Raw genomic sequence first — 26,884 nt, 5'->3', positions numbered from 1 at the left:
CGAGGATGTCGGACTTGCCGTCCTCGGAGACCGTGAACTGGTTGTGCCCGGGGCCGTACTGGCTGGTGGCGGCGAAGCTGGCGAAGACCGGGCCGTCGTTCTTGGTCCAGGACGAGGCGCTGAGCAGGTCATCCGAGGCGGACGCGGTCAGCATGCCCATGCAGTAGTTGGCGTCGGTGGCGCTGGCCGAGAAGGTCATGAAGACCTTGCCGTTGCGCTGGAGCACAGCCGGGCCCTCGTTGACCGTCGCGCCAGCCTTCTCCCACGAGGCGGTCGGCCGGCTAAGCAGGACCGGTGTGCCGGTGATGGTCCACGGGCTGGACATCTGGGCGATGTAGATGTTGGTGCCGAGGCCGAACACGGGCGGGTTGTCCTGCGCCCAGGCGAGGTAGCGGGTGCCGTTGACGGCGAAGGTCGTCGGGTCCAGGGAGAAGGTGTCCAGCGGCAGCGCGATGCGGCCCTTCTCCGTCCAGGTGCCCGTGATCGGGTTCGCGTCCGCGCACTCCAGGACGTAGGGCCGGATCCTCCATTTGTCGTTCGCGGCGCCGGCGGAGAAGTAGATGTACCACTTGCCGTCGATGAAGTGGATCTCCGGGGCCCAGATGTAACCGCCCATCTCGCCGGTGGTGTGCTTGGTCCAGATCGTCGTCTCGACGGCCGAAGTGAGCCCCTGGATCGTGGTGGCCCGGCGCAGCACGATCCGGTCGTACGCCGGCACCGTGGCGGTGAAGTAGTAGAACCCGTCGGTGTGCTTGAAGATGTGCGGGTCGGCCCGCCTCTCGGCGATGGTGTTCGTGTACGTCACGCCGGGCGACGCGGGCACGGCGGCTCGGGCGGTACCGGCCGATATGCCGGTGAAGGCGGCGGCTGCGGAGCCGGCCATCAGGCCGAGGATGGTCCGACGGGTGAGTTCAGGCCTCACGGGTTGCTCCCTTGGTGCTGGCGGGGCGGAGGTAGCACCCACCCCCACATTGCCGAGATATCGAACATCGTTCGCAAACTCGACCAGAAGGTAGGTTCTGAGCCTGTCCCAGTCAACACTCCCGTCACACAAAGTTTTCCTGGTGCACTCCTGACCAGGTCCATGACAGGCGCAGATTGTCGCGGACGGCGTCGGCGTCCCAGCGGGCGTAGCGCACCAGGCGCTGCATCGGCCCGGGCCGGGCGTGACCGGCCCGTTCGGCCAGCCGCCAGCAGTTCTTCCGCTCGGTCTTCGGCAGCAGCCCGAGCAGGTAGGCGCGGGCAGTCGCCCGGGGCTCAACTCGTACGAATCGTCCCGCGATCCGGGCCATGGCATGGTCGTTGACGACGATCGACCTGATCAGCGCCGGGCGGCTGCTCCCTCCGCGTGACCCAAGGGGACTATTGAGCGCCGTCGGCGACGACGTCCCAGTGCTCGATGATCTTTCCGTCGACGACGCGGAAGAGGTCCACGACGACGTAGTCGGAGCTGAAGACCCACACCAGGTCCCGGTCGGCGAGGGTGTTGCCGAACCGGGTCCCGCCGCCCCCGGTACTGCTGGGCGAGGGGGCGCCCTGCGTGTTCTGCTGGAAGAACTGCTTCAGCGGAGCCGTTCCGCTCGCGGCCGCCGGGTTGTGCTGGTGGTACCGCGGATCCCAGCTCTTGTCGATCACGCTCGCGTCCCCGTCGGACAGCCTGCGATATGCGTCGACCGCGAACTTCCGGTTCTTCTCCTCTTGTCCCTCGGACAGGTCCGGTTCCCGGTTCGGGTACCGGTACACGTCACTGAACAGCGAGTTCCCGCTGGCCGTCTTCTTCGGCACGGTCTGCGTGATGCTCCAGTGCTCTACCAGCTTGCCGTTGTCGACCCGGAACAGGTCGGCCTTGGCCTGGCCGGTCGCCTCGTTCTTCGGGGTGGCCGAGGCGTGCCAGTGCACGGCCACCAGGTCACCGTCGGCGGCCACGTGCTTGACGGTCGCCACCGCACCGGGAATCTTCGCCTTGACGTCCTCGAACTGCTTGACCTGCCCGGCGGCGCCGCCGGGAACCGACTTGTCGTGCTGCACGTAGTCGGTCGCGACGAGCTCCTTCACCACGTCGGTCTTGTCCTTGTTGAACGCCTCCGAGTACAGGCGCAGAACGAGCTCCTCGTTCCGCTCCTCGGAGGCCGACGCCGTGCGGGCCGCGGCGGACGTCGTCGACGGGGTGGTAGCCGGATCGGTGCCGGACGTGCTGCTGCAGGCGGTCGCGAAGCAGGCCACGGCAGCGAGCCAGGGCAGGGTCTTGCGGTATCTCACTTGAGTCTCCTGTGTGCGGTCAGTTCGGTCTTACTTGGGGGAGCTCCACCAGGCGGTGCCGGTGGCGCGGATCGTGTTGGTGCCGCAGTGCACCTCGCCGGCGGAGACGTGGTGGGTACGCCAGTCGTCCAAGTAGCGCACCCGCATGCCGGCCTTGGCGTACGCCCGGGTCACCGCCTCGGCGAGGATGTCCTTGCCGCCGATGACCGGGCCCCACTGCTTGGGGGCGAGGTAGGTGGTGGGGGTCAGCGCGACGCCGTTGACGGCACCGGGGTGGTAGGCGATGACCGGGCGGCCCTGCGCTCCGGGGGAGCCACCGAAGCCACTCTCGAACATCGCCGGGATCTTCACGATCTCGGCGTCCGTGACGCCGGTCTCGCGCTTCAGCAGCGCCAGGTTCTCCTTGATCTTCCGGGCCGCGAAGGCGTTGTCCTTGAGCAACTGCCGGTCGGACAGAGCCTGGTCGATCGTGGGGATGCGGCCGTCGGCGTAGGAGCGCGGAATGGAGAACACCTTCGTGTGGCCGTGCCCTTCGCGCTGTGCCTTGCGCAGCAGGGCGAGCGTGCCCTCCGGGTCGGCGATGCCGATCTTCCAGCCGCGCGGGGTGTCGGCGGGCAGGAACTGCACGAACTCGTCCACGTGGCCGACACCGAGCCAACCGGTGTCGAGCACCAGCGGGTCCTGCGCCTGCTGGGCCTTCAGGAAGGCCGTGTGCGCGGGCAGTCGCGAGCCGTGCCGGCCGGTGATGATCCGGCCCGCCGGGTATGACTTGCCGTTGTGGGTGTACGGCGGGATGGTCTCCAGGTTGCCCGTGGAGTTGATCTGGCCGTCAAACAGCCCCTGGTTGATCTGCACGGCGCCGACTCCGGGGCCGCGCAGCTCGAAGACCTGCTTGCCGGCGTCGCGGTCCATCTGCGCGGAGCGGATCATCATCCGCAGGACGCGCGGCTTGCCGCCGGGGCCGGGCATACTGACGTAGCCGGGCTCGATGAAGTCCTGCGCCCAGATGTCCGAGCCGTCCTTGAACTTGTACGTCGGCTTGGTGATACCGGACTCGCGCACTTTCTGGGCGAACTCTCGCGCGAACTTCCGCTGGTTGGGGTCATCGCGGTTGCCGTCCACGACCAGTGCCTGCTCGACGCGCTGAAGGTGGTGGTGGATCAGGACCGGGGCGGCGCGCAGCAGGACCTCGTCGGTGGAGGTGCGGTCGCCGTCGGTGACGGCGAACCGGACGGTGATCCCGCCGTCCCAGTCCTCCCGTATGACGTCCCGTCCGTCCAGCCCGAGCCGGAGTCCGGCGCGCAGTTCGGCGGCGGTGACGCGGGTCCCGGCGGTGACGTAGGTCCAGGTGTCGCCGCGCTTGAGGAACAGCCGGACCTTTGACCTGCCCGCACCGACCAACTGCAGGCTGCCGGTGGCGGAGTCCGAGACGTCCGCGACCGGCACAGTGCGCAGCGGCGCCAGGTACTCCGGCGCCCGTACGACAGTGCCCTCGGCGTCGTTGCAAGCCTGGAGCCGGGCGTTGGACAGCCAGCGGCCATCCGCAGTCCTCGTCTTGCAACGCCGCTGCCTGTCACCGAGGTTCGGCAGGAAGATCGCGCCCCGCCCGCTGTTCCACGTCGTCTTGCCCGCGACATCGGAATCCCCGGTGACATCGACCGTGCCGTCCCGGTCCACATCGGCACGAATGTCCGCCCGTACGGCCCCCCTGCCGGCAGCCGTGGCCGCCGACACAGTGCCGGAGACGACCGCCAGGGCGACCGCCAACGCTGTCGCGGTCCTGGCCCTCACTGCGTTCATTCACGTACTCCTCATCGTGGTGACCTGCACCGCCATCCCATCTCGGCACCACGAGGCATTCACTCCGCCGACCAGTGGGGCTGCCCCCGCCGACCGGCCGGGCTCCGGTCATCCGAAAGTTGCAGCCGTGACGGGCAGCGGAAGTCCGGCCGTGGCCTCGCCGCTGCCGGACGGCAACGAGCAGAAACCGCGGCAGTTCATGAACCGGTCCACCGAGCTCCGATCTCGAATGCGCCGCCGGTCGAAGGTGTTCATCCGCCGGATGCCCAGCAGCGGCAGCAGATGGATGTTCAGCAGCGACTCCAGGTGCACCACCGACGCCGGTCCCAGATCCCGCTGGCCGGCCTTCCACTCGGTGGCGTACTCCTCGAACCGCATCGCCCCGTACCGGGCGATCCGCTCCGCCTTCGCCCGCCCCCGCGGGGCCGCCTTCTTCGCCTTGTAGATTTCCGTCAAACGCTCGATGGCCGCATCCCGCTATGTTCTGGAACTGGAGACCTAATTACTCAGGGGGAGGCTCCTCGTTCCCGGCGAATGCAAGAACACCCGGTTGATGTGCATGGCTTCTTTACGGGGCTGGCGGCGTCCACCTTCTTCACAAGGACGCTGTCGCGGTTGCAGCACAGAGCGCGGCTGCTACATGGATCGGGTGTCTCGGAGCCGGTCGAGGCGTGCGATGACCGGGCCTGCCGTGACGCCGTGCAGGACGACCGAGGCCAGCACGGTGAAGGTCACCACCGCCCACAGCTCCCGCTCTGGGACAGCAAAGCCCTGTTGGCCCAAGGCGTAGGCAAGGTAGTACAACGAGCCGATCCCCCGGACGCCGTACGCCGCGACGACCCAGCGTTCCCGGCTCCCCAGGGAGCTCCGCAGCAGGCCGGCCCGCCCCGACAGCGGCCGGATCACCAGCAACACTACGCATGCGGTGACCGCGCCCCGCCACGTAAGAGCAGACAGGCCGCCCAGCGCGATGAAGGCGCCCAGCAGGAACAGCACGACCGCGGTCAGCAGGCGCTCCACCTGCTCGATGAAGTCGTGCAGGACGTTGTGATAGCCGTGGGCTCGCTCAGCGGACCGGATGGCGCACGCGGTGACGAACACTGCCAGGAAGCCGTAACCCCCGGCGAGCTCCGTCACTCCGTAGGCCAGGAAGGTCGCGCCCAGTGCGACGAAGCCCTCCCGGTGCTGGGACAGCCGCAGAGCCCTTGATCGTGCCCGGAAGAACAGCCAGCCGAGCACCCGCCCCATCAGCAGCCCGCCCAGCACACCGACAGCGCACTTGGACGCGAGGTCCTGCGCGGCCCACGGACCGATCCACTCGGCCGACCAGCCGCTGCCCGCGGCGGCGGCCAACCCCACGGCCGCATAGGTCAGCGGAAACGCGAGTCCGTCGTTCAGACCCGCCTCACTGGTGAGAGCGAACCGCACCTCGTCCTCGTCGTGTTCGTCATCCGTGGGCTCGCCCACCCGCACCTCCGCAGCGAGCACCGGATCGGTCGGAGCCAAGACGGCCCCCAACAGGAACGCAGCGGCCGGTGGCCAGTCCAGCAACCACCAGGCCACCAGCCCGGTGATCAGAAACGCCAACGGCATGGTGACACCCAGCAACCGCCAGGTCACGCCCCATCGATGCCACCCGACGGGCCGGTTCAGCGCCAGCCCCGCACCCATCAACGAGATGATCACCACGACTTCGGTGACATGCTCGGCCACCACCCGGTCACCCACCGGGTCGATCACGGGCAGTGACAGAGGCAGCAGATACACGCCGATGCCGCACAGCAGGAAAACCAGCGGCAGCGACAGCGGTCGTCCCGACAGGACCCGAGGCAGCACGGCCGCGAGCAACGCTCCGACTCCCAGCCACGCGAAAACCGCGTCCGCGCTCGTCACCGGTACGACCTGCCCTTCTCGCCGATATGGATCATTGCGTGTGGCCCTAGGCGTCCCGGCCGAATACCCCATATCCCGCTTGTCATGGACGACAACGAGCAGCGAGGTCCAAGCCATCGTCGACTGGGCATGGGCGGCTTTCTCGACTGGGACCGACCTGCGGTCGCGACCCAGGTGCGCACCCCTGCGCGCGGCGGCATCACGAAAGTTGCACCGGCGTGCGGACACGAAGCGGAAAGCCTGGTTCTGGCGCCGGTGCCAGCCGGGGCGGTGAGCAGTATCACCAGGACTTCATCGGCACCGACGACACCGCCCTGCTACTGGTCGAAGACTTCCATGCTGGCCCCACTGATCCGGACCTGGACGAACGGTCCCGGAAGATCATCCACTGGCGATTCGTCGGCGAACTCACCCAGGCCCAGATCGCCGAACACCTCGGCTGCTCCCAAAATGCACGTCTCCCGCCTCCTGGCCCGCGCCCTGAAGCGCCTATGGGAAGGCATGCTCACCACCAGCTGATGTACGCACGAAGCCGCCGCGTACGAGTGCAATGCGGGTCGCCTTGCGGGAAACAGCGGCTATGCCGTCTCCCCAGGAAGTTCCCGCCGTGCGATCACCGCTGAACGCGTGGACACCGGCACTTCCCCACCACGGCGCTGGGGTGCACAGTGAAAGCAGCACTACTGCACACCGGAGGCCGTCATGCTCCTCCTAGGCATCATCCTGCTTGTCGTCGGATTCATCACCGGCATTGCGATCCTGTGGACGATCGGGATCATCCTCGCGGTCATCGGCGCAGTCCTGTGGATCATGGGCTCGATGGGACACGCGGTCGCTGGCCGCCGACACTACTGGTGACCTGCCTCGAAGCTTCGGCTTCATCGAGCAGGACGTCGGCGGACCGGACGTCTTCGCGCACTACTCCGAGATCAAGGGCAGCGGATACCGCGAGGACCGAGGGTGAGCACGTCACTTTCGACGTCGGCCAGGGCCAGAAGGGCCCGCAGGCCCAGAACATCACCCGGGGCTGATCAGGACCGGAAAGACACCAGAGAGAGGCGGCTGCCCCAACGGGCAGCCGTCCGGGCCGCAGGATTCCAGTGGCACCCGGTGGCCGCGGCGCAGGACCAGCGTGAGGGGCCCGGGCCAGAAATGTTCGGCCAGCAGGCGGGCCGCGTGGGGTACGTCCTCGACCCAGTCGTCCAGGCGCTCCGCGCTGGCGAGGTGAACGATCAGCGGGTGAGAGGGTGGACGCCCCTTGACCTGGAAGATGCGTGAGACGGCGGCGGGGTCCTCGGCGTTGGCACCCAGACCGTAGACGGTCTCGGTCGGAAGGGCCACCAGCCCGCCGGCGCGCAGCACACCGGCCGCTTTCTCAGCATCACCGACTCTTGCCGTCACCCTGGCAAATCCTAGGTACACCAACGACCGGCGACGGCCATGATCAGGCTCAAGCGCCCGGCGTAGCGTCTTCACCCGCGGACACCCGATGACCCAGCCGGTGATGAACAGCCATTCGGCCGCCGCCGCGCCGATCAGGGAGCTCCTCAGCCAGCCGGTGCGAGCTGCCCTGGGCCTCGTCCTGCATGATCCTCGCCTCCGAGCAGTGGTCCGCTGTCGATCTGTGGATGGGGCGGGAGGTGCAAGGCCGAAGCCGGGCCCCGCCTTTCTGGCCGGGTTCCTCTCGCGCGAGGCGGCAGACCCGCCCACCTCCGTGCCAGCAGGGCGCGGGCGGGCCCTGGGCCTGGCGAGGAAGACAAGCACCGTGGGATGCCCCAGACTCGAAGGAGGGGCTGCCCGGCGATCGCTTGGGGGTCGGACCTGTGCATGACGTGCCACTGTGGCTGTGGATGGTGTTCGCCATCACCGTGCTGGTGTCGCTGGCGATCGATCTGCTGGCGCACCGGCAGGCACACGTCATCGGCTTTCGCGAGGCCGCAGCCTGGAGCGCGGTGTGGGTCGGACTGGCGATCGTCTTCGGTGTCGCCGTCTTCCTGGTGGTCGGCTCGACCGCTGGCGTGGAGTACACCACCGCGTGGCTGCTGGAGAAGAGCCTGTCGGTCGACAACCTCTTCGTCTTCGCGCTGATCTTCGGCTACTTCAAGGTGCCGCGCGCCTACCAGCACCGTGTCCTGTTCCTCGGCGTCCTGGGCGCCCTGGTCTTCCGCGGCATCTTCCTCGCCGCCGGCGTGGCCGTGGTCAGCCGCTTCACCGCCGTCCTGTACGTCTTCGCCGCCATCCTCTTCTGGAGCACCTACAAGATCCTCAAAGGAGAGGACGAGAGCTTCGACCCGGGCAAGAGCATCGCCGTCCGGCTGCTGCGCAAGGTCATCCCCGTGCGCGACGAGTACGCCGGACCGCACTTCTTCATAAAGGAAGCCGGCAAACGCGTCGGCACCCCGCTGCTCGCCGTGGTCGCCGCGATCGAGGCGGCCGACCTCGTCTTCGCCGTCGACAGCGTGCCCGCCGTCCTGGCCGTCAGCAGCGACGCCTTCATCGTCTACACCAGCAACGCCTTCGCCATCCTGGGCCTGCGCGCTCTCTACTTCATGCTCGCCGGCCTGCTCGACCGCTTCCACTACCTCAGCACCGGACTGGCGATCATCCTGGCCTTCATCGGCGTCAAACTCATCCTGCAGGCATCCCACAAACTGATCAGCCCCGCGATCCCCGAAGTCCCCTCACCGCTGAGCCTGGCAGTCATCGCCGGCGTCCTGACCGTTTCCATCGCGGTCAGCATGCTGCGGCCCCCGCCCGACCGCCCCGAAGCCCCATCCGTCGCGGACGCCGCCACAACCGCCGACCCGCCGACAGCCAGTGACCCTCCCGGTGGCAGCGGGCCGGAGGAACCAACCGATCCCCCACCCCACCGCCCGGCTACCTGAGGGCAGACGCCTTGCAAGCCGCGTTCTGCGCGTAGGGGTCAATATCTCGCATCTATCAAAATAGGGCAAAGCAGTCGTAAAATGCCTGGTATGAACGGTGAGCGCAAGACCAGAACAGTCCGGTCGTCCGGACATGCCTGCCGCTCGTGCAAGCAGCCGGTGAAGACCGTGGTCGAACGGCACAAGTCCATGGGCCTCTACGTTCCCATCTGGACCGCAGGGCCCTGTCACAACCCGCACTGTGACCAGTACGTGCCCGAGCAAGTGCCGGTCAACTCGATACGCAGTGCCGTCTGGAAAAACCTGACCGGCTGGCCACGCCGCTGACCCGCCCCAAGCGGCTCCGTCCCTGCGGTGGCAGGAACCCGACCACGGGCGCGACCCGATCATGCGGTGACGCGGCAGCGAGGTGGACGGCGCAATCCTCTCTGCCCCGGCCGGCCAGCCCTGCCCCGCGCACTGCGAGCACCACGGGCACGGCCACGCCGCCCGCGACCTCATCCGGGCCGCGATCGACGACCTGGAGTGAACGACTGATGCTCACCCAGCCGGTCACGGCCGGAGTCGACTGAGTGTGTGTCACGGTTGCAGCGGCATGCGCGGGCGCCGCTGAGGCGTTCATCGACGCCATGTGGGCCGTCGTCAACTGGCAGCCCGGCGCTGCACCACCGCCAAGGAGCGCGGCGACAGCCCGCTGCTCCAGCCGTGACGTCGTAGTCGCGTCGCGGACCAGCGGGGGGGGACAAGGAGTACGGCCGGCACGGTCGCGGCCACCAGTACGGCGGAGACGCGCACGCGCACCGCCCGGGTGGAGCGCCGGCTCGTGCCGGGGTGTTGAGTCCGTGCCGATCTCCACCACGGTGCCGGTGGGACGGGTGGCGAGGAAGTCCGCCACCCATCGGTCGCACAAGCCCGTACGCAGGACGGTGCCCATCAGGCTGGGCCAGTTGTCGAAGCGAGTGAAGACGCGGTCGAGTGACGGACCGTGCCCAGGCGCACCGTGCGCTCTGCCGTGACTGCCTCCCTCTCCCGTTGGAGCCTGTGACGCCGGGGCGCGGCCCGGCTGTCAGCGGCCCACGGGATCGCCTTCGGCGCCGTCGGCCTGCGTGCGCAGCATCGTGTGGCCGCCGTGGCCCAGGGGGGTGTCCAGCTTCCACCGGGCTGCTTCGCTGCCGGTTCGGGCGTCGAAGACGTGGACCTCACCGTGACCGCCGCGGGTGACGGCGACCCAGTCGGAGCCCGGTGAGGCGGCCACCGCACGGCGTTGGACGCCCTCCCAAGGGGTGCCGCCGCGGCGGGGGGCGCCCTTCATGGCGGGAAGCGAGACGCGGCGGGCGGTGTCGTCGGCGTCCAGGAGGATCAGTTCGTCGCCGTCCGGGTGAACGCGGGTGAACGCGGTGTGGTGTTGGGTGAGGGCCAGCCGGAAGACCAGGCCGGGGCCAAGCTCGGTCAGAGTGGTGCGGTTCGTCTCCAGGTCGTGGCGCCAAGCCTGGTTGGTCCATTCCGGCCACCGCAGCGGGTCTGCGGGGCCGCCCCGCAGCGTCGACCACAGTGCCCGTCGCCGAGGATCGAGCCGCAGGTACCAGCCCCGGGCAGGTGCATCCCAGGGGATCATCTGCTCCGGGACGAGTACATCACCCTCGCGGCGTGCCCGGTGCACCCCTTCACCCGTGGCAGCGAACACGTGGCCGACGTACGGGTCCTGAGCGTCCCCGTGTCCGTCGTCCGGCAGTGGAAGGTGTGCGTGGGGCGTGACCTGAGGGCAGCCGGGCGGTGCCGCGAGCAGGTCGGCGAACCGGTGGACGGCCACCGTGCCGGGCTCCCGGTGCCGCAGTACGACCAGCGGATCACCGTTGCCCAGAACCGTCACACCCGGTTCGCCGACGCGCGTGCGTACCCGGGCCGCGTCTCCCGTCGTGAGGTCGACGACCGTCAGCAGGTCCGACCACGGCTCGCCGTTCTCGCCCAGGCCCGTTGTCACGGCGACCCACCGACCGGACGGGGCGCAGGCCAGGTGTTCGGCCGGCACGGCGACCGGGATCGCGGTCTCCACCAGCTCATCGCCGAAGGGGTCGAGCACCAGCAACTCGCCCCTTCGGTCGTCCACGCAGGCCGCTCGCCCGCCCGGCAATGCCAGGAACCCGGCATGTTCCGAGAGGTGACGGCCGGTGAGGCGGCCCGTCTCGGTGCCGTCCGGCACGGTCAGCACGTGGATGGTTCCCTCCACGTGGTCGGAGACGAGCAGCAAAGCAAGGGCGGCTGTCATCGATGCCTCCAGGAAAAACTGGTCCGATTGAAAACGATTATCATGTATCTTCGGTGCGTTCCGGGTCCCTGAGAAGAAGCGAGGGCATCGATGCTGCGCTCACCGTCGAGATTCGTCCGAGGCTGGATCACCGCAGCGCTAGTGGGCTCGGTGCTGGTCGGGTGCGGCTCATCCACCGAACCGGCGGGCGAGAAGGCCGCCGCGCCCGGTCCGAAGACCGATGTAACCGTCGAACCCATCAAGGTGGCACGGGCGTTGACCGACGCGGGCGGGGTCAAGATCTCCCTCGAGGAGGAACCCGAGCGCATTGTCTGCCTGTTCGCGCTCTGCGACGACATCTTGACCGAGCTGGGCATCGTCCCCACGGCCACCAACAGCGCACTCCTCGCCCATCCCGACTTCCTGGGGGAGGAGAAGGCGAAGAAGGTCGACGTCATCCCCGGCGGGTTCATCGCGCCCGAGGTGGAGGTGATCCTCTCCCACAAGCCCGACCTCGTGATCGGCCTGAAGGACACCCACGGCAAGCTCGCCCCGGCCCTGGAGGACGCCACCACCTTCTGGCCCATGCAGCCCGAGACGTGGGAGGACAGCGTGGGCTACCTGCGTGATGTCGCCGCACTCACCGGCCGTACCACGGAGGGCGAGAAGGCCGAGAAGGCCTTCCGCACCAAGCTCGCCGAGGCCGAGAAGACCAGGAGCGACAAGACCGCGCTCATCATCTACGGCAGCGACGAGAACTTCGGCGTCGCCACTCCGGAGACCGACGTGGGCGCCAGCCTCTTCCCGAAGCTAGCCGACTACCCCTGGAAGTCCCGCGGAGTGGAGGGCACTTACAGCCTCGAGGAGATCCTCGCGGCGGACGTGGACGTGCTGTTCGTCGAGACACTGAGCTTCGGCGAGGCGGACGGCAAGCTGTCGGAGAAGCTGGCGAAGAACCCCCTGTGGGGCAAGATTCCGGCGGTGAGGAACGGCGACGTCCACGAGGTGAACTCCGAGGTGTGGGCCAAGGGGCGCGGTACTCGTTCGCTGGGCATCATCCTCGATGAGGCCACGGCCGCACTGCGGTGAGCGCGCCCCTCGCGACGCGCACCGCGGAAGGTGACGCCACATCGGGCGCTCAGCGGTCGGTGCAATCCGCTGGAGGATGGCAACTTCCCGTCGTGGTAACGCTGTTGGTTGCCGCGTCGGCCTGCGCGCTGAGCCTGGGCACGCCCTATGTCCCGCTGCACCGGCTGCCCGGTGCGCTGATGGACTCGGACACCACGCTCGCCGGGATCGTCGTCACCGAGCTGCGCGTGCCCCGGCTGGTGTTGGCGCTTGTCGCCGGGGCCTGTCTGGGTGCGGCCGGGCTCGTGCTGCAGGAGGCGCTGCGCAACCCCTTGGCCGTCCCCGAGATGCTGGGTGTGTCGTCCGGTGCCGCGCTCGGGGTGGCCGCCCCGCTGGTGCTGTCGGTGTCCCTTCCTGCCGCTGTTCAGCCCCTGCTGGCCATCGGCGGGGCCGCGCTCGGCGGCGGGCTCACGCTGCTCGCCGCGGGGCTGGGGCGCAGTCCCTCCGCCGTGCTGCTCACCGGCGCCGCGGTCGCCGCCGCGTTGCAGGCCGCGCTGCTCGTGCTGATGGTGATGGCCGACCAGCTCGACCTCCAGCTGATCTACCGCTACCTGCTCGGCTCCCTCTCTGCCCGCACCTGGGACGACGTCACCGGGCTGTGGCCGTGGCTGCTCGTCGCGGTCCCCGCGCTCGTGCTGTGCGCGCCTGTGCTCTCGGTGTTGCGGCTCGGGGACGAGGAAGCCGAGGCGCTGGGTGTGAGCGCCCAGCGGGCCCGGCTGGCCGCGCTGGCCATCGCCGTCGTGCTGATCGCGCCCGTGACGGCCGTGTGCGGGCCGGTGGCGTGGGTCGGTTTCCTCGCTCCGCACCTGGCGCGGTGGTTCAATCCCGCGGCGGACGCGGTGCGCTGGCTGCCCTGGTCTGCCGCGTGGGGCGCCGTCGTCGTGGCCGTCGCCGACGTCCCGGCCCGCCTTGCGCTGGCGCCCGTGGAGACGCCGGTCGGCGCGTGGACGGCTCTGGTCGGTGTGCCCGCCGGGGTCGCCCTGCTCCGGTCGGGCAGCCGCAGGCCGACGGCCCGGCGCCGAGCGGCGGGCACCGCTGCCGCGGCCTCGGCGACGCAGGGGGCCCACACCGTGCCCGCCGGTCCTTCGGAGAAGGAGGAGCCTTCCACGCGGGCCCAAGACTACGTCCGTCGAGGGGCTTCCGGGAGCGACGGTCCTTCCGGTGTCTCCGCTTCACGCGGTGAGGCGACCGGAGCGGAGGAGGCCCAGTGAGCCGGCGTTTCGCGGTACTCGCCGCACTCACCGTCGTATGCGCCGGTGTGGAACTGGTGGTCGGGCGCGGCATGTCCCCGGCCGTGGTCTGGGACGTCCTCGGCGGGGGCGGCGACACGACGGAACGACACATCCTGTTCCAACTCCGACTGCCCCGCCTCCTCGTGGCCCTCGGCGCGGGGGCGTGCCTCGGTGTGGCGGGCCTGGTCCTGCAGTCGGCGCTGCGCAACCCCCTCGCCGGACCCGAGGTGACGGGTGTGACGCCGGGCGCCGTGCTCGGTGCCGTCGGCGCGACCGGCCTCGGACTCGCGGGGTGGGAATCGCCCCTCGCCGTGGTCGTCGCCGCGTGCGTGGGCGGCTGCGCCGGGGCCGCGCTGCTGTGGCTGCTCGCCGGACGCGGCAGCGGCGACCCCGCGCAGACCGCAGTGCACGGGGTGCTGGTGTCGGCGGTGCTCGGCGGGCTCACCGCCATGGTGCTGCTCGTCGCACCGGGCGAACTCGGCAGCGTCGTGCAGTGGCTCGTCGGCACGACGGAGGGCCGGGTGTGGCAGCACTGGCACCTGCTGTGGCCGTGGGCGCTGGCCTGGGGTGCCGCGGCCTGGCTGCTGTCCGGGCCGCTGACCCTGCTGCGCTGCGGGGACGACATCGCCCTCGCCGCCGGGCTGTCCGCCGCCCGCGCCCGGTCGCTCGCCCTGCTGTGCGCGGTGGCGCTGACAGCGGGTGCGGTGGCCGCCGTGGGGGCGCTGGGGTTCGTCGGGCTGCTCGTACCGCACCTCGCCCTGGCGGTCTTCGGCGCCGACCTGCGGGTGACCCTGCCCGGCGCCGCCCTTGTGGGTGCGGCCGTGGTGTGCGGGGCGGACGCGGCGGCGCAGCTGTCCTCAGGGCTTCTGGCGGTCGCGCTGGACTCCGGGCGGCTCACGCTGCCGGTCGGGGCCCTCACCGCCTGCCTCGGGGCAGCCCTGCTGCTGCTCGTCGTGCGCCGCGCGCCGAGCCGTACGTTCTGATGTCGACTGAAGGACAGAGCATGACCGAGTCCGTGGGGATCCGCGCCGAGGGGGTCCACTTCGGTTACCCCGGCCAACCCGTGTTGCGGGGCGTCGACATGACCGTCGAACCGGGTGAGTTGACCGCCCTCATCGGCCTCAACGGCTGTGGGAAATCGACCCTCCTGCGGCTCGCCGCCGGGCTGCTGCGGCCGGACGAGGGGCGTGTGCTGCTCGCCGGGGACGACCTCGCCCGGCTGTCCCGGCGCGCCACCGCCCGACGGGTCGCGCTGCTGCACCAGTCGGCTCCTGCCGTCCCGGGCATGACCGTACGGCAACTCGTCCGGCAGGGGCGGTACGCGGCGCGCGGCCCGCTCGGCATGCTGCGCGAGGGCGACGACCCCGTCGTACGCCGCGCACTGCGCGACGTCGGTGTGGAGCAGTGGGCCGAACGTGATGTCGACGCGTTGTCCGGGGGCGAGCGGCAGCGGGTGCGGCTCGCGATGGCGCTCGCCCAGGACACCCGGGTCCTGCTGCTGGACGAGCCGACCACCTACCTGGACCTGCACCACCAGCTCGACGTGCTGCAGACGGTGGTCCGGCTGCGTGAGGAACGCTGCCTCACCGTGGTGATGGTGCTGCACGACCTGGCCCACGCCGCCCGGTTCGCCGAGCGGATCGTCGCGCTGCGCGACGGCCGGGTGGTGGCCGACGGCACGCCGAAGGAGGTCGTCACGCCGGGGCTGCTCGCAGAGGTCCTCCGGGTGGCCGGCCGGGTCGGCCGGGATCCCCAAGGGGGCTGGCCCGTGTGTTACCCAGATCACCCTCTCCCAGCTCTAGAATATGAAAATCGTATTCACTAGGGTTTCTGGTGTGGCGCTCACCAGAACGCCGTATCTCCCTTACGCAGAAGGAGAGTTCATGGACACCGAGAAGGTCTTCGCGCCGATCGCCGACCCCGGTCAGCTGGCTCACGCCTCGGCCACGCACTCCAACGCCCTCGTCGAGAACCCCTTCGAGGACACCGAGGAGTAAACGAGGGTTCAGCACCCTCGACCGTGGGCCCGTCCGTCACCTCGCGGGCGGGCACACGCCCTTCCAAGGCCCCTTCTCACAGGAGGACTTACGTGTCCCGCAGCCAGCTCGCACCCGGTGTCGAGGTCGTCACCGTACCCGGGCGGGGTCTCGCCGTCCGCACGGTGGAGGGGGAGTTCCTCAGTGTCAGGACGGGGGACGCGGACGAGGACGCCCTGCTGTCCCGCCTCTCCGGTACGGCCGCAGGTGAGCCGGACGACGAAATCGACCGCATCGTCCAAGCCTTCGAGGGTACGGGGTACCTCACGGGTGAAGCGCAGCGCCCGCGATGGCCCGCCGATCGCCGGGGCATCCGGCTGCTGGGCGACGCCGTCCTGACCGAACCACTGGCCGAGCTCCTGCGCTCGCTGGGCGCCGAGCCGCGAACGGCCGTGCACGGCAGCATGTCACCTGACGACATGTCCGCCGGAGATCCCGCCGCCGTCGTGTGGTGTCTCGACGGGCCCGTGCCCGAAGGGCTGTGGGACGAAGCCGACCGGCTGCCCGAGCGCGGCATCGCCTGGCTGCGCTGCCACCGCGAGGGCTGGCAGGCATACATCGAGCCTCTCGCGGCCGTTGCCGGGGACGTCACCTCGGCACACGTCCGGGCCCGCCGGCTCGCCGCCACCCCCGCGCACCGGGAGCTGGCCGCCTACTGGAGCGGGCCTCGCACGTCCGGTGCGCCCGTTCACCTCACCGCGCCCGCCGCGGGGCTGGTGGCCGCCCTGCTCGCCGACGACCTCAGCCGGTGGATCACCGGCGCGACCGACACGGACGGCCTCCCCGCCCGGCGCCGGCTCCGGCGCGTGGACCTGCGCACGCTGACCGTCACCGAGCATCCCGTGCTGCCCGTTCCCGACGTCGCCCGCCTACCGAAGCAGGCCGGATGACGCCGTCCACGACGGCCGTCGAAGGGCTCGCCACCGACATCCACCTCCCGGACGGCGACGGCCCCTTCCCGGCCGTCCTCATCCGCACGCCCTACGACCGGACACGGCACCGCGCCGAGCTGCGCGGCTGGGCCCGCCGCGGGTTCGCCGCACTGTTCCAGGACGTACGGGGCCGGCACGCGTCGCCGGGGGAGTGGCACCCGTACGAGAACGAGGCCGCCGACGGAGCGGCGACAGCCCGCTGGATCCGCCGACAGCCATGGAGCGACGGGCGGCTGGTCGCCGTCGGCGCCTCCTACGCCGCTCACTGCGCACTCGCGCTCGCGCTCGACGCCCCCAGGGACGCCCGGCCCGACGCCGTCATCGCCGCGGTGCCCGCGCTGGGCACCGCCGAGACGGCCCGCGAGCCCTCCGGCGTGGAACGGTTGCTGGCCCGCGCCGGATGGTGGGCGGCCCACGGCGACCGGCCGGACTCGGACGACAACGCCCTGGACAAGGCCCTCGCCGCGGACCCCGGCCTCTTCACCCATCTGCCGCTGACCGGCCTCCCCGAGCGGCTCGGCCGGAGCCTGCCGTCATGGCCCGGCCTGTGGAGCCACCGCCAACGCGGCCGGCTCCTCTCGGGAGCGGAGTCCGCCGGGATGCCCCTGCTCGCGGTGGGCGGCCACCACGACCACTTCACCGAGGACACCGTGGCGCTGTGGCGCCGCTGGGGCGGCCCGTCGGCACGGCTGCTGCTGGGACCCTGGGGGCACGGCCTCGTCGCCGAGCCCGGACCCGATGCCGATCCGGTGCACCGGGTGAGTCTCGGTGAGCTCTACGTGCGATGGGCCCGCCGCGCTCTCGCTGGGGACCTCGCTCCCGGGCCCCGTGGCGTGGTCGGCCTGGGCGGCAGCACTCTGTGGGTGCCCGCCGACGCCGAGGGAGAGCCGCGCACGCAGCACGTACGTCTGCTGCACGGCTCCTCCTTCACGGCCGATCCCGAACGCCCCGTGTCGTCAGAGGACCTGGCCGTTCCCCAGGACGGTACCCCCGACCGCTGTTTGCTGGTCACTGCGCCGCTGCCGCGTCCGCTGGACGTGGTCGGCCCCGCGGAGGTGCGGCTGAGGGCCACCGCCCACACAGCGTCCGCTGACTGGACCGTCCGGCTCGTCTCACTCACCCCCCAGGGAGTGGCTCAGCGGCTCGCCGTCGGGATCGTCCGGCGCGAGGCACCACCTGGAACACAGGCCGAGTTCACGGTAGGACTCGGCCGGCTCGCGCGGCGGCTGATCGCGGGCACCCGGCTCCGCCTGGAGATCGCCGGGCACCACTTCCCGGCCCACGCCCGCAACCCCCACACCGGCGACGACCCGGTCACGGCCACCCGGCTGCTCCCCTCCCGGCGCGACGTCGACGCCGGGAGTGTGGCGCTCCGGCTGCCCGTGCTCCGTTCCCGTCCCACGCCCGCCCATCCCGCAGAGGAGATCCCGCGATGACGGCGCTGCCGCTGGAAGCTCTTGTCGACCCCGTCTGCGGCATCGTCCGCGACGTCAAGCCCGTCGAGCACCCCGTGGGCGCACCGCCCCGCTACACCGCTCTCACCGCCGAGATCGCCGACGCCCGCAGGCTCGGTCTGTGGCCCGCCGACCGGGTGTCGCTGGGCACCACCTTCGGCGACCACGAGAGTGCTCGAATAGCCGCGATAGCGGAAGGGATCGAGAGATACTGCGGCAACCGAGTGCCGCCGCCCGGCCACCCCGACGCTCCCCTGCGCGGCACGGCCGCCGAACTGGCCGAGAAGGGGCTGCGGCTGTACGGGCCGGACGAACTGCCGGCCTACGCTGACTGGCAGTACGCCCGGGAGAAGTTTCCCTACCGCCCCCTCACCGCCGACACGCCGTCGTTGTGGGCGCGTGGCACCGAGCGGCTGCCCGGGGGACGGACCGCCGAGGTCTGGGCGCCCGTCGCACTCACTCACCTCAACTGGCGTCAGGGGGAGTTGCGTGCGCTGCCGCGCACCCACCACCTCAACTACGCGGGGATCGCCACCGGGCAGGGTTTCGACGACGCGGCCGAGCGCGGCCTGCTGGAGACCGTGGAACGCGACGCGCTCGAACTGTGGTGGCACCTCGACGGCCCTACCCGCGGCATCGACCCGGGCACCGTGCCCGGCCTCACCGACGACCTCGCCGGATCCGCGCTCGACGTCCATCTCGTCGAGATGCCCTCGGAGTTCGCCCCCTGCATGGCCGCGCTCGTCCACGACGCCCGGCTCGGTCTGTACGCCGCCGGGTTCGCCTGCAAGTACGACCCGGCCGAGGCCGCCCGCAAGGCTGTACTCGAAGCGGTCCACACCTGGGTGTTCACCCGAGGTCTCACCGACCCCGACGGCTGGGTGTTCCAGGCCGTCGAGGCCGGGCTGCTGGCTCGCGGGCTGTACCTGGACCATCGCGAGGACGGCCGCTATCTCGACGTGTGCGGCGAACAGTTCGAGCAGGTCCGGGACCTGGGCGCGCACGTCCAGGTGTGGCTGGACGAGCGGATGACGCCCGAGGCCCGGAGGTTCATCGACCCCGCGCTCGGGACCGTCTCCATCGACGCGGTCGAGCCCGGCAGCCGGGACCGGCTGGAACATGCGCTCCACGAGGGCGGCCACCGCGTCATGACGTTCGACCTCACCACCGAGGACGTGGCCGAGACGTCCCTGCGCGTCGCCAGGGTCCTCGTCTCCGGGCTCCTGCCCAACGCCCCCGCTGCCTTCGGCTACTTCGGCTGCCCGCGCCTGGCCGACGCCGCTGTGGCCCGCGGCTGGCGGACGACCGTGCCGAGCGCGCCGGAGGACTTCACGCTGGCTCCTCCGCCGCACATGTGAGGGGCCTCCTCCCTGTGGACCTCCTTCATGAGAGCGTGGACCTCGTCACCGCCCTCGCCCGCGCCCGTTCGCCCGAGCCGCCGGGCCCGGACACGCCCGCCGGTCCCGTCGTCCGCCCTTGGCCGGGACCGCCGCTCGCCCTGCCGCAGGCCGCCCCCGGGCAGCTGGACCTGGACCTGCTGCTCCGCCTCTCCCTCGCGGCCTGGGACGGCTCCGGGCGGCTGCGGCCCGCCCCCTCCGCCGGCGGGCTGCACCCGGTGGACGCCGAGCTCGTCGTTGGCGCCGGCTGCCTGCTGCCACCCGGGCATTACGGCTACGACCCGCTGCGCCACCGCGTTCACCGCCTCGGTCCCGCAACCGGCGGCACGCCACCCGGGGTGACCGTCGAACTTTCCGTCACCCCACGGCGCACGGTCTCCCACTACGGCCACCGCGCCTGGCCGCTGATGCTGCTGGACACCGGGCACGTCGCCGGGGCGTTGTGGCTCGCGGCCCGTGCGCTGGACATGGCAGAGCCCGCACTCCGCTTGGACGGGCTGAGCGAAGGCCCTCTGGCCGCACTGCACGTCACCCCGCCTCGGAGGGCAGGCCGGGTTTCTCGGCCTGATGGGGCGAGCCCGCCCATGGAGGCATCCGCCCCCGGAGAGCTGCTGGCCCGCCGCAGCGCCGCACCACCGCTCACAGGCACCCCGTCGCGGGACGTCCTGCGCGCGGTGCTCACCACTGCCGTTCAGGCGAGCGCCGGTGACCTCGCCTGGTGCGTGGCCGTCGGCGAACCGCAGCCCGAACTGGTCGAGCCGGCCCCCGACGGAACACTGCGGCGGCTCGCGGCCGGGGAGGCACGGCCGACGCTCGCCGCCTGGGCCGCGGGCCAGGCGTGGATCGCCGACGCGGGCGCAGTCCTCCTCGCCTACGGCTGTCCGGCAGACGCCGCCGCAGCGCTGATCCGCCGAACGCACCTACGGGCCGGCTTCGCCGTCCACCTCGCCCACCTGACCGCCGTACGGCGTGGGCTGACCGCCCGCCCCGTCGGCTCCTGGCAGCAGGCGGACCTGGGCGCCGCCCTCGGCGCCCCACCGGGCCGGGACTGGATCGTCCATGGTCTGGCCCTCGGCACCACCCACCCCGACGAGGAGAAGACCTCGTGATCGTCCACCCCGAGCTGCGCCACGCCGCACGGCACGCAAGGCGACCCCTGCTCGCGGCCACCCTCCTGCAGGCGGCCGTCACCCTCACCCACCTGGCGCAGGCCGTACTGCTGGCAGTGGCCCTCGCCGACCTGGCCCGCGGCGCAACGGACCGGCTGCCGCTGCTCCTCGGCGCGGTGCTCGGCGTCGTCGCCGCACGTGCCGGGCTCGGCAACTGGCAACGGCGCACCGCCACCCGAGCCGGGGCCGGAGTCAGGGTCGCTCTGCGGGACGAACTCCTCACCCGCCTCGGACAGCTGGGCCCCGCGCACCTGACCACCGCCCGCGCCGGGGCCGTCCGCACCACTCTCGTCGACGGCGTGGAGGGCGTCGACGCCTACGTCTCCCGCTACCTGCCCCAGCTCCTGATCACCCTCACCGTGCCGCCCCTGCTGCTCGGTGCCTTGGCGGTCATCGAACCGGCCGCCCTCCTCGGCCTCGTACCCGCCCTCCTGCTCGCCCTCTTCGGACCGCGCGCCTGGGACCGGCTCCTGGCCCAGCGCGGCAAGGAACACTGGGACACTTACGAAGAACTGGGCGCCGACTACCTCGAAGCACTGCAGGGCATGCCCGCCCTGCGAGCCGCAGGCGCCGTCGGTCGCACCCGGGAGCGGCTGGAGAAGCGGTCGGCGGCGCTGCACCGGGCCACCGTCGCCAAGTTGCGCGTGTCCCTCGTCGACACCGGCCTCACCGACCTGGCCATCCAGGGCGGCACCGCGGCCGCCGGGCTGCTGGCCTGTTGGGCGGCCGTCACCGGATCCACGACGGCGACCGGCACCTACCTGGTGCTGCTCCTGGCCTCCGAGTGCTTCCGTCCGGTCCGCGACCTGTCCCGCGAATGGCATGCCGGCTACCTGGGCGTGTCGGCAGCCGACGGGCTCGCGGCGCTGCGCACCGCCGAACCCGCCGTCCCCGACACAGGATCGGCTCCTGCGCACTGGTCGGGTCCGCCCGAACTGCGCTTCGAGAACCTCGATTTCACCTATGACGGCGCCGAGACGCCCGCGCTCCGCGGCGTCACCTTCACCGCCGAGGCGGGATGCACGACCGCGATCGTCGGCCCGTCCGGCGCCGGCAAGTCCACGCTCCTCAGCCTGCTCCTGCGCCACCGCGACCCGCAGGGCGGCCGGATCACCCTCGACGGCCACGACGTGACCGCGTACGCGCTCGACTCACTGCGGCAGGGCATCGCCGTCGTCTCCCAGGAGACGTACCTCTTCCACGCCACCATCGCCGACAACCTGCGCCTGGCCCGGCCGGACGCCACGGACGACGAGCTGACACGCGCGACACGAACCGCCGGCATCCACGAGGAGATCACCGCCCTCCCGGACGGCTACGCCACCGTCCTCGGGGAACGGGGCGCCACCCTGTCCGGCGGCCAGCGCCAGCGGCTCGCCCTCGCGCGCGCCCTCCTGGCCGACGCTCCGGTACTCGTCCTCGACGAGGCCACCAGCGCGGTCGACGAACGCCGTGAGGCGGACATCATCCGCGAGCTGCTCGACGCCGCAGGTGGCCGGACCGTCCTGGTGGTAGCCCACCGGCTCGCCGCCGTCCGGCACGCCGACCGCATCGTGGTGCTGGACGGCGGACGCGTGGACGCCGTCGGCGAGCACACCACCCTCGTCGAAGCCGGGGGCGTCTACGCCAAGCTCGTCACGGCGGGCCACGCTCACGAGGAAGGGCTCGCCGCATGAGCAGCACCACCACCGATCGCGGTAGCGCCGACATCCCCGCACGCGGTTCACTGCGCGCCCTGCTCCCCGTGCTCGCCGGGCACCGGGTCATGATGGCCCGCACGTGCGGTGCCGCACTCGTCGAACAGGGCTCACTCGTCACGTTGCTGACGCTGGCCGCTCACACCGTCGGAACCGCCGTCATCGAGGACCGCGCCCCCTCGGCCGGTACGGTCACTGCGCTCATCGTCCTCGTGCTCGTACGCGCCCTGACGACCTGGCGCGAGATGGACCTCAGCCACGACCTGGCCTACCGGGTGCTGGCGGAACTGCGCGTGCGGGTCTTCGACGGGCTCGCCCGCAGTGCGCCCGCCCGCGTCGCCGGCCGGCGCAGCGGGGACCTTGCCGCCACCGCCATGGCCGACGTGGAGGCACTGGAGTTCTTCTACGCCCACACCACGGCCCAACTCCTCGCCTCGGGGGCGGTGTTCACTGGCGGTGCCGCTGTTCTGGCCACGGTGGAGCCATGGCTGCTGGCGGCGGTGCTGCCGGTCGCCGCGCTGCTCGCCGCGGCGCCCTTCGCCGACATGCGCGGACGTGCGGCACGCGGAGCCCGCACCCGGGCGGCCGCCGCGAAGCTGTCGGCCGACACCGTGGAGACCGTCGACGGGCTGCGTGAGCTGCTCGCCTTCGGCGGGCTGAGCGAGCGGCGCCGCCGACTCGCCGAACAGGGCCGGCAGGTGGGGGAGGCCCAGAAGGCCGAGGCCACGTGGGAGGCCATGGCCGCCGCGGTCCGCGACCTCCTCATCGTGCTCGCGGTCCTCGGTGTGGTGGCCGCCGCGGCACAGTCCGTGACCTCCGGGCGGCTGCACGGCGCGTGGGCCCCGGCGGCGATGGCGCTGGCCCTGTCGGTGCTGGGCCCCGTCGCCGAGTCGGCCAGGGCACTGAGCCAGGCAGTGGGACTGCGCGCCGCTGCCGCCCGTGTCGACGCGGCCGTGCAGGCCCCCGCTCTCGCCCCGCCGCCCGCCTCACCCCGCCCGCTTCCCTCCGGTCCGCTGGGCGTCCGGCTGCACCAGGTGAGCTTCGACTACGGCGGTCAACCCGTGCTGAACGGGGTCGAACTGACAGTCCGCGCAGGGCAGACCCTCGCCCTGGTCGGTGTCTCGGGGGCCGGCAAGTCGACCTGCGCCCACCTGCTGGCCCGCTTCTGGGACCCGTCCAAGGGCACCGTCCACCTGATACCCCGCGGCGGCGAGCCCGTCGACGTACGCGACCTGAGCGATGCCGAACTCCGGCGCGCCGTTGCCGTGGTGGGCCAGGACACCCCCCTCTTCCACGGCACCCTCGCCGACAACCTGCGGCTCGCCGCACCAGAGGCGGACGACTACCTCCTCGCCGAAACCGCTCGGCTGTGCGGCGTCGACCGCATCGCCACCATGGACACCCTCGTCGGCGAGCGCGGCTCCACCCTCTCCGGCGGCCAGCGCGCCCGGATCGCCCTCGCCCGCGCGCTGCTCGCGCAGCCCCGAGTCCTCGTCCTCGACGAGACCACCGCCCACCTCGACAACACCGGCGACGCCCAACTCGCCAGCGTGCTCGGCAGAGAGAGCCGCACAACGATCGTCATCGCCCACCGCCCCGCCACCATCCGCCGCGCCGACCGCATCGCCGTCCTCGAAGCCGGCCGCATCACGGAGGAAGGCACCTGGGAGGAACTCACCACCCGGCCCGACAGCGCACTGGGCCGTGTCCTCGCCGTCACCCCATCCTGAACCCGGACCAGTGCGTGGCGTGCGCGAAGGGGTAGTACCAGTGCTCGACCGGTTGGCCGTGCCGACCGCCCGGGGCGTGGTGGTCCCCGACCTCGCCCCGGGGGACGGCGACATCGCGCTCGCCGCGACCCCGGCCCGCCTGCGAATCCCGCTCGCCGCTTGCAGCGTGACCAGGTGTAGCCAGCCGCTTACGAAAGAGTGTCCAAGCCTGAAGTCCTCTACGAGGTTCTGTCTCTTTGGTCGGCGTCGGCTCCAGATGAGGATGGCAGCGAGGTGGAGTGCGGCCTGGTATGCGATGGCGAGCATGTCGGTTCGTGTGCGCAGGCCGCGCCACTGCTTGAGGCGGTTGGCGCACCGCTCGACGGTGTCGCGCTGCTTGTAGACCTGGGTGTCGAAGCTGGGCGGGCGTCCGCCGTGGCGGCCTCGCCGTAGGCGGTGGTCGATCTGGTCGGACGGTTGCGGAATGACCGCGCGGATGCCCCGGCGCCGCGCGAGATCGAGCTGGCAGCGCAGGCGTCCGCTACCCGAGTCCTCCGAGACGGCGGGCATCTTTGATCTCGCTGATCCTGGCAGCTGCCATCGGGGTCCACTCCCTCCTCTGCCCAGCGGCACGGAGGGCTTCTCCAACCTCGCTGAGCTTCACGGAGGACAACACGCCCGCCCGCTCGATCAGGTCGTCCCGGGCCACGGTGGTCAGCCATGTGCACGGAGCGAAGCCTGGACGCGGGAACGCCAACCGCAGCACGCCTTCGAAGGGCAGTCCTTCCTCGGCCCCTACGGCCACTTCAACGCCCAGGCCGCTGATGTCGACGCCCGCCGGCGCAACGACCTGCATCGCCTGAAACCCGGATGACTCCTCGTCCGAGAGCAGCACGACCGGGCGTCGCTCATCGAAGTCGACCCACCAGACTTCACCACGTCGCATGTGTCCTCCTGGCACGAGACGGCGGGCGCGACCCCGTCTTCGCACATCGTGACCGAGGGGCGGTGAAGACGGGCGCGGCCACCGTTGATCATCGGTGTGCGAAGACTGAAGATCATGCGGTGGCCGGGAGTCACAGCGTAGACCCTGCCCGCTGGCAGGAGGCGTTCGAGGTCCTGATGTCCCGGATAGCGGGCCGGGTCGCGCGGGTTCAACCCCGGCGTGGGGTGCGGCGATGCTGGACTCCGCCCTCTACGAGGACCCGCGCAGACCTGATCCGGCTGCCGAGGCAGCGAGTCGCGCCCTATTTCTACGAATCGGTCTCGATCCGGGCCACCGCTTGGGCGCTGAGGGCGGTGCGGCAAAGATGGGCCCATGCACCCGCCGTCGCTCCGCCTCCACGCCCCCGAGTGGTTCACGGCCGACGAGTCCACCCTGAATGTGGCGTTCGTGTACCCGATGCAGGGGCCTGCCGGGATCTTCGGGCCCACCTGCGAGGCATGCGGACGGCTGGCCGCCGAGGAGATCAACAAGGCGGGCGGCGTGCTCGGCAAGGAGCTGCGGCTGCTCGAGGTCGACGGCGGCGCGGACCCCCAACGGGTGGCGGACGAGGTCGAGGCCCTGGTGACCACGGGCGCGGTGCAGGGCGTCAGCGGCTGGCACATCTCCTCGGTGCGGCAGGCCGTGGCTCCGCGGATCGCGCACCGGGTGCCGTACGTCTACACGGCCTTGTACGAAGGCGGCGAGAGCACCGAGGGCGTCTTCATGACCAGCGAGACCCCAGCCTGGCAACTGCTGCCCGCCATGCGGCTGCTCGCGGAGGCGCGGGGCGTGCGCCGCTGGTTCGTCGTCGGCAACAACTACGTCTGGCCCCGGCGCACCGCCCAGGCCGCCCGCCGCTACGCCCGCGAATGCCGGGGCCGCGTCTGCGGTGAGGCATACCTCCCGCTGGGCACCGACGACTTCACCGACGTTTTGCGGCGCATCGAACGGACGGACGCCGACGGCGTGCTCATGCTCCTGGTGGGCAGCGACGCGGTCCGTTTCAACCGGGCCTTCGGTGCCGCCGGCCTCGACCAGCGCTGCCTGCGGCTGAGCACGCTCATGGACGAGAGCATGCTGCTGGCAAGCGGTCCCGAGGCAACCGCCGACCTCCACAGCACGGCCGGGTTCTTCGCCTCACTGGCCGACCAGAACACCATGGACTTCCACGGCCGGTACGCCGCTCGCTTCGGCGTGGACGCACCGGTGCCCGGCAGCCTCGGCGAGTCCTGCTACGAAGGCGTGCTGCTGCTCGCGGCGCTCATCGAACGGGCCCGCACCCTCGACGTGTCCGCCATCGGAGCGGCCGCCGAGCACGTCGCCTACGAAGGGCCGCGCGGCCTGCTGAGCCTGGAGGGACGGCACGTGCGCCAGCGCATCTACCTGGCGGAAGCGGACGGCCTCGACTTCAACGTGCTCGCCCAACTGAGCGCTCCGCGCGAGCTGCTGTGACGGAGCCGTTGCCCTCCAACGCCCCGGCCAGCTGATCGAGCAGGATCTTCAGCTGCTCCTCTTCGTCCTCCGCGACCAGAGGCTCCACCTCGCCCCAGTCGGCCCGGACCGCGCGGGAAAGCCGCTGCCAGCGCTCTCGACCCCGGGGGGTGAGCTGGGCCAGGACGCGGCGCCGGTCGGCGGGGTCGATGCGGCGGAAGACCAGGTTCTGGTCGACGAGTTGGTCGATCAGCTTCGTCAGGGTGGGTGCCGGTAGGAAGGCGTGGTCGGCGAGGGCCGTCATGTTGTGCCCCTCGCTGTCGGAGAGCAGGTCGAGCACCCGCCACGCCTCGATGGAGCAGTCGAACTCGTCGAGCACGGACTGCACTCGGCGCACCGAGAGGCGCTCGGCCCGGGTCAGCAGGTGGAGCAGTTCATGGGGCCGCCTCGCCATTGCACTCCTCAGCTTGCGTCCGCAACCTCCCCGCCGGCGGGGATGCCACGAGCCTACCGTCGATCACCTCACTCTTGACGAGCATTCCCAGATCTAAACCTTTCTGCTGGAAGCAATAAATGTGGTCCCTGAGATACCGTCGGTCGTGAGTCATCAGTGGCGGCTTCTCTCTTTCTTG

23 protein-coding genes and 5 pseudogenes are annotated in these 26,884 nt (G+C 71.1%); 17 read left to right on the top strand and 11 right to left on the bottom strand.

Annotated features, from left to right (window positions below):
* The 6 genes and pseudogenes from ACZ4Z3_RS29120 to ACZ4Z3_RS29095 form a co-directional block, all read right to left on the bottom strand.
* The coding region (locus ACZ4Z3_RS29120; protein ID WP_468503818.1) for a glycoside hydrolase family 43 protein at positions 1-883 on the bottom strand (883 nt) is incomplete at its 3' end.
* A gap of 208 nt (positions 884-1,091) precedes the next feature.
* A pseudogene (locus tag ACZ4Z3_RS29115) lies at positions 1,092-1,292 on the bottom strand (transposase); the annotation flags it as partial.
* A gap of 70 nt (positions 1,293-1,362) precedes the next feature.
* Positions 1,363-2,259, bottom strand: coding sequence for a nuclear transport factor 2 family protein (locus ACZ4Z3_RS29110; protein WP_468503804.1), 897 nt, complete (start codon positions 2,257-2,259; stop codon positions 1,363-1,365).
* Between the two features lie 30 nt (positions 2,260-2,289).
* Positions 2,290-4,059 (bottom strand): protein-arginine deiminase domain-containing protein, encoded by a 1,770-nt coding sequence (locus ACZ4Z3_RS29105; protein WP_468503803.1) that lies wholly within the window; start codon positions 4,057-4,059, stop codon positions 2,290-2,292.
* 108 nt (positions 4,060-4,167) lie between these two features.
* The gene (locus ACZ4Z3_RS29100; RefSeq protein ID WP_468503802.1) at positions 4,168-4,515 is read right to left on the bottom strand and encodes a hypothetical protein; all 348 of its coding nucleotides are present in this window, start codon (positions 4,513-4,515) and stop codon (positions 4,168-4,170) included.
* A 180-nt stretch (positions 4,516-4,695) separates the two neighbouring features.
* On the bottom strand, positions 4,696-5,952 hold the full coding sequence (locus ACZ4Z3_RS29095) for a cation:proton antiporter (RefSeq protein ID WP_468503801.1): 1,257 nt from the start codon (positions 5,950-5,952) through the stop codon (positions 4,696-4,698).
* Positions 5,953-6,206: 254 nt separating this feature from the next.
* On the opposite strand from ACZ4Z3_RS29095, the pseudogene ACZ4Z3_RS29090 reads away from it, so the two are divergent.
* The 3 genes and pseudogenes from ACZ4Z3_RS29090 to ACZ4Z3_RS29080 all read left to right on the top strand — a co-directional run.
* Positions 6,207-6,471 (top strand): annotated as a pseudogene (locus tag ACZ4Z3_RS29090) (sigma-70 family RNA polymerase sigma factor); the annotation flags it as partial.
* A 183-nt stretch (positions 6,472-6,654) separates the two neighbouring features.
* The gene (locus tag ACZ4Z3_RS29085) at positions 6,655-6,810 is read left to right on the top strand and encodes a DUF6131 family protein (RefSeq protein WP_468503800.1); all 156 of its coding nucleotides are present in this window, start codon (positions 6,655-6,657) and stop codon (positions 6,808-6,810) included.
* Positions 6,788-6,983: pseudogene (locus ACZ4Z3_RS29080) on the top strand (cold shock domain-containing protein). The gene ACZ4Z3_RS29085 and the pseudogene ACZ4Z3_RS29080 overlap by 23 nt, the downstream one beginning before the upstream one ends.
* Positions 6,984-7,038: 55 nt before the next feature.
* On the opposite strand, the pseudogene ACZ4Z3_RS29075 reads toward ACZ4Z3_RS29080, so the two are convergent.
* Positions 7,039-7,353: pseudogene (locus ACZ4Z3_RS29075) on the bottom strand (L-threonylcarbamoyladenylate synthase); the annotation flags it as partial.
* A gap of 422 nt (positions 7,354-7,775) precedes the next feature.
* On the opposite strand from ACZ4Z3_RS29075, the gene ACZ4Z3_RS29070 reads away from it, so the two are divergent.
* Entirely contained in the window at positions 7,776-8,837 is a 1,062-nt protein-coding gene (locus ACZ4Z3_RS29070; RefSeq protein ID WP_468503799.1) for a TerC family protein, read from the top strand.
* 90 nt (positions 8,838-8,927) lie between these two features.
* Positions 8,928-9,164, top strand: a complete 237-nt coding sequence (locus ACZ4Z3_RS29065) for a hypothetical protein (protein WP_468503798.1) — start codon at positions 8,928-8,930, stop codon at positions 9,162-9,164.
* Between the two features lie 739 nt (positions 9,165-9,903).
* Here ACZ4Z3_RS29065 and ACZ4Z3_RS29060 read toward each other — a convergent pair.
* Positions 9,904-11,103 carry a hypothetical protein gene (locus ACZ4Z3_RS29060; RefSeq protein ID WP_468503797.1) on the bottom strand — a complete coding sequence of 400 codons (1,200 nt, stop codon included), beginning with the start codon at positions 11,101-11,103 and terminating at the stop codon, positions 9,904-9,906.
* A gap of 90 nt (positions 11,104-11,193) precedes the next feature.
* Between ACZ4Z3_RS29060 and ACZ4Z3_RS29055 the strand changes: the two genes are divergently transcribed.
* The 11 genes from ACZ4Z3_RS29055 to ACZ4Z3_RS29005 all read left to right on the top strand — a co-directional run bounded on the left by ACZ4Z3_RS29055 (position 11,194) and on the right by ACZ4Z3_RS29005 (position 23,857).
* A complete protein-coding gene (locus tag ACZ4Z3_RS29055) occupies positions 11,194-12,171 on the top strand; it encodes an ABC transporter substrate-binding protein (protein WP_468503796.1) in 978 nt (325 codons plus the stop codon).
* Positions 12,172-12,263: 92 nt separating this feature from the next.
* Positions 12,264-13,421 (top strand): FecCD family ABC transporter permease, encoded by a 1,158-nt coding sequence (locus ACZ4Z3_RS29050; protein ID WP_468503795.1) that lies wholly within the window; start codon positions 12,264-12,266, stop codon positions 13,419-13,421.
* Positions 13,418-14,425 (top strand): FecCD family ABC transporter permease, encoded by a 1,008-nt coding sequence (locus ACZ4Z3_RS29045; RefSeq protein ID WP_468503794.1) that lies wholly within the window; start codon positions 13,418-13,420, stop codon positions 14,423-14,425. Before ACZ4Z3_RS29050 ends, ACZ4Z3_RS29045 begins: the two co-directional genes overlap by 4 nt.
* 20 nt (positions 14,426-14,445) lie before the next feature.
* Positions 14,446-15,267 (top strand): ABC transporter ATP-binding protein, encoded by an 822-nt coding sequence (locus ACZ4Z3_RS29040; protein WP_468503793.1) that lies wholly within the window; start codon positions 14,446-14,448, stop codon positions 15,265-15,267.
* A 58-nt stretch (positions 15,268-15,325) separates the two neighbouring features.
* Positions 15,326-15,439 (top strand): streptamidine family RiPP, encoded by a 114-nt coding sequence (gene amiA, locus ACZ4Z3_RS29035; RefSeq protein ID WP_268256018.1) that lies wholly within the window; start codon positions 15,326-15,328, stop codon positions 15,437-15,439.
* A 92-nt stretch (positions 15,440-15,531) separates the two neighbouring features.
* A complete protein-coding gene (locus ACZ4Z3_RS29030; protein ID WP_468503792.1) occupies positions 15,532-16,368 on the top strand; it encodes a hypothetical protein in 837 nt (278 codons plus the stop codon).
* Complete coding sequence (locus tag ACZ4Z3_RS29025) at positions 16,365-17,846, top strand: CocE/NonD family hydrolase (RefSeq protein ID WP_468503791.1); 1,482 nt, start codon at positions 16,365-16,367, stop codon at positions 17,844-17,846. The genes ACZ4Z3_RS29030 and ACZ4Z3_RS29025 overlap by 4 nt, the downstream gene beginning before the upstream one ends.
* On the top strand, positions 17,843-19,222 hold the full coding sequence (locus ACZ4Z3_RS29020; RefSeq protein WP_468503790.1) for a YcaO-like family protein: 1,380 nt from the start codon (positions 17,843-17,845) through the stop codon (positions 19,220-19,222). Before ACZ4Z3_RS29025 ends, ACZ4Z3_RS29020 begins: the two co-directional genes overlap by 4 nt.
* 14 nt (positions 19,223-19,236) lie before the next feature.
* Positions 19,237-20,370 carry a nitroreductase family protein gene (locus ACZ4Z3_RS29015; RefSeq protein ID WP_468503789.1) on the top strand — a complete coding sequence of 378 codons (1,134 nt, stop codon included), beginning with the start codon at positions 19,237-19,239 and terminating at the stop codon, positions 20,368-20,370.
* Positions 20,367-22,106: an ABC transporter ATP-binding protein/permease gene (locus ACZ4Z3_RS29010; protein WP_468503788.1), complete on the top strand. Its 1,740-nt coding sequence runs from the start codon at positions 20,367-20,369 to the stop codon at positions 22,104-22,106. Before ACZ4Z3_RS29015 ends, ACZ4Z3_RS29010 begins: the two co-directional genes overlap by 4 nt.
* Positions 22,103-23,857 carry an ABC transporter ATP-binding protein gene (locus ACZ4Z3_RS29005; RefSeq protein WP_468503787.1) on the top strand — a complete coding sequence of 585 codons (1,755 nt, stop codon included), beginning with the start codon at positions 22,103-22,105 and terminating at the stop codon, positions 23,855-23,857. Before ACZ4Z3_RS29010 ends, ACZ4Z3_RS29005 begins: the two co-directional genes overlap by 4 nt.
* Positions 23,858-24,052: 195 nt before the next feature.
* Here the strand turns inward: ACZ4Z3_RS29005 and ACZ4Z3_RS29000 are convergent.
* Both ACZ4Z3_RS29000 and ACZ4Z3_RS28995 read right to left on the bottom strand, forming a co-directional pair.
* Positions 24,053-24,469 (bottom strand): annotated as a pseudogene (locus ACZ4Z3_RS29000) (hypothetical protein); the annotation flags it as partial.
* Entirely contained in the window at positions 24,378-24,782 is a 405-nt protein-coding gene (locus ACZ4Z3_RS28995; RefSeq protein ID WP_468503786.1) for a type II toxin-antitoxin system PemK/MazF family toxin, read from the bottom strand. The gene ACZ4Z3_RS28995 and the pseudogene ACZ4Z3_RS29000, both read right to left, overlap by 92 nt.
* A gap of 372 nt (positions 24,783-25,154) precedes the next feature.
* Between ACZ4Z3_RS28995 and ACZ4Z3_RS28990 the strand changes: the two genes are divergently transcribed.
* Positions 25,155-26,273, top strand: a complete 1,119-nt coding sequence (locus ACZ4Z3_RS28990; RefSeq protein WP_468503785.1) for a substrate-binding domain-containing protein — start codon at positions 25,155-25,157, stop codon at positions 26,271-26,273.
* On the opposite strand, the gene ACZ4Z3_RS28985 is transcribed toward ACZ4Z3_RS28990, so the two are convergent.
* Complete coding sequence (locus ACZ4Z3_RS28985) at positions 26,230-26,706, bottom strand: MarR family winged helix-turn-helix transcriptional regulator (RefSeq protein WP_468503784.1); 477 nt, start codon at positions 26,704-26,706, stop codon at positions 26,230-26,232. The two genes, ACZ4Z3_RS28990 and ACZ4Z3_RS28985, sit on opposite strands and share 44 nt — an antisense overlap.
* Positions 26,707-26,884: the final 178 nt, after the last annotated feature.

Source organism: Streptomyces sp. NPDC030296 (genome assembly GCF_055572815.1).
Note: the sequence above shows the minus strand (reverse complement) of the source record. Positions and strands in the feature narration are given on the sequence as shown.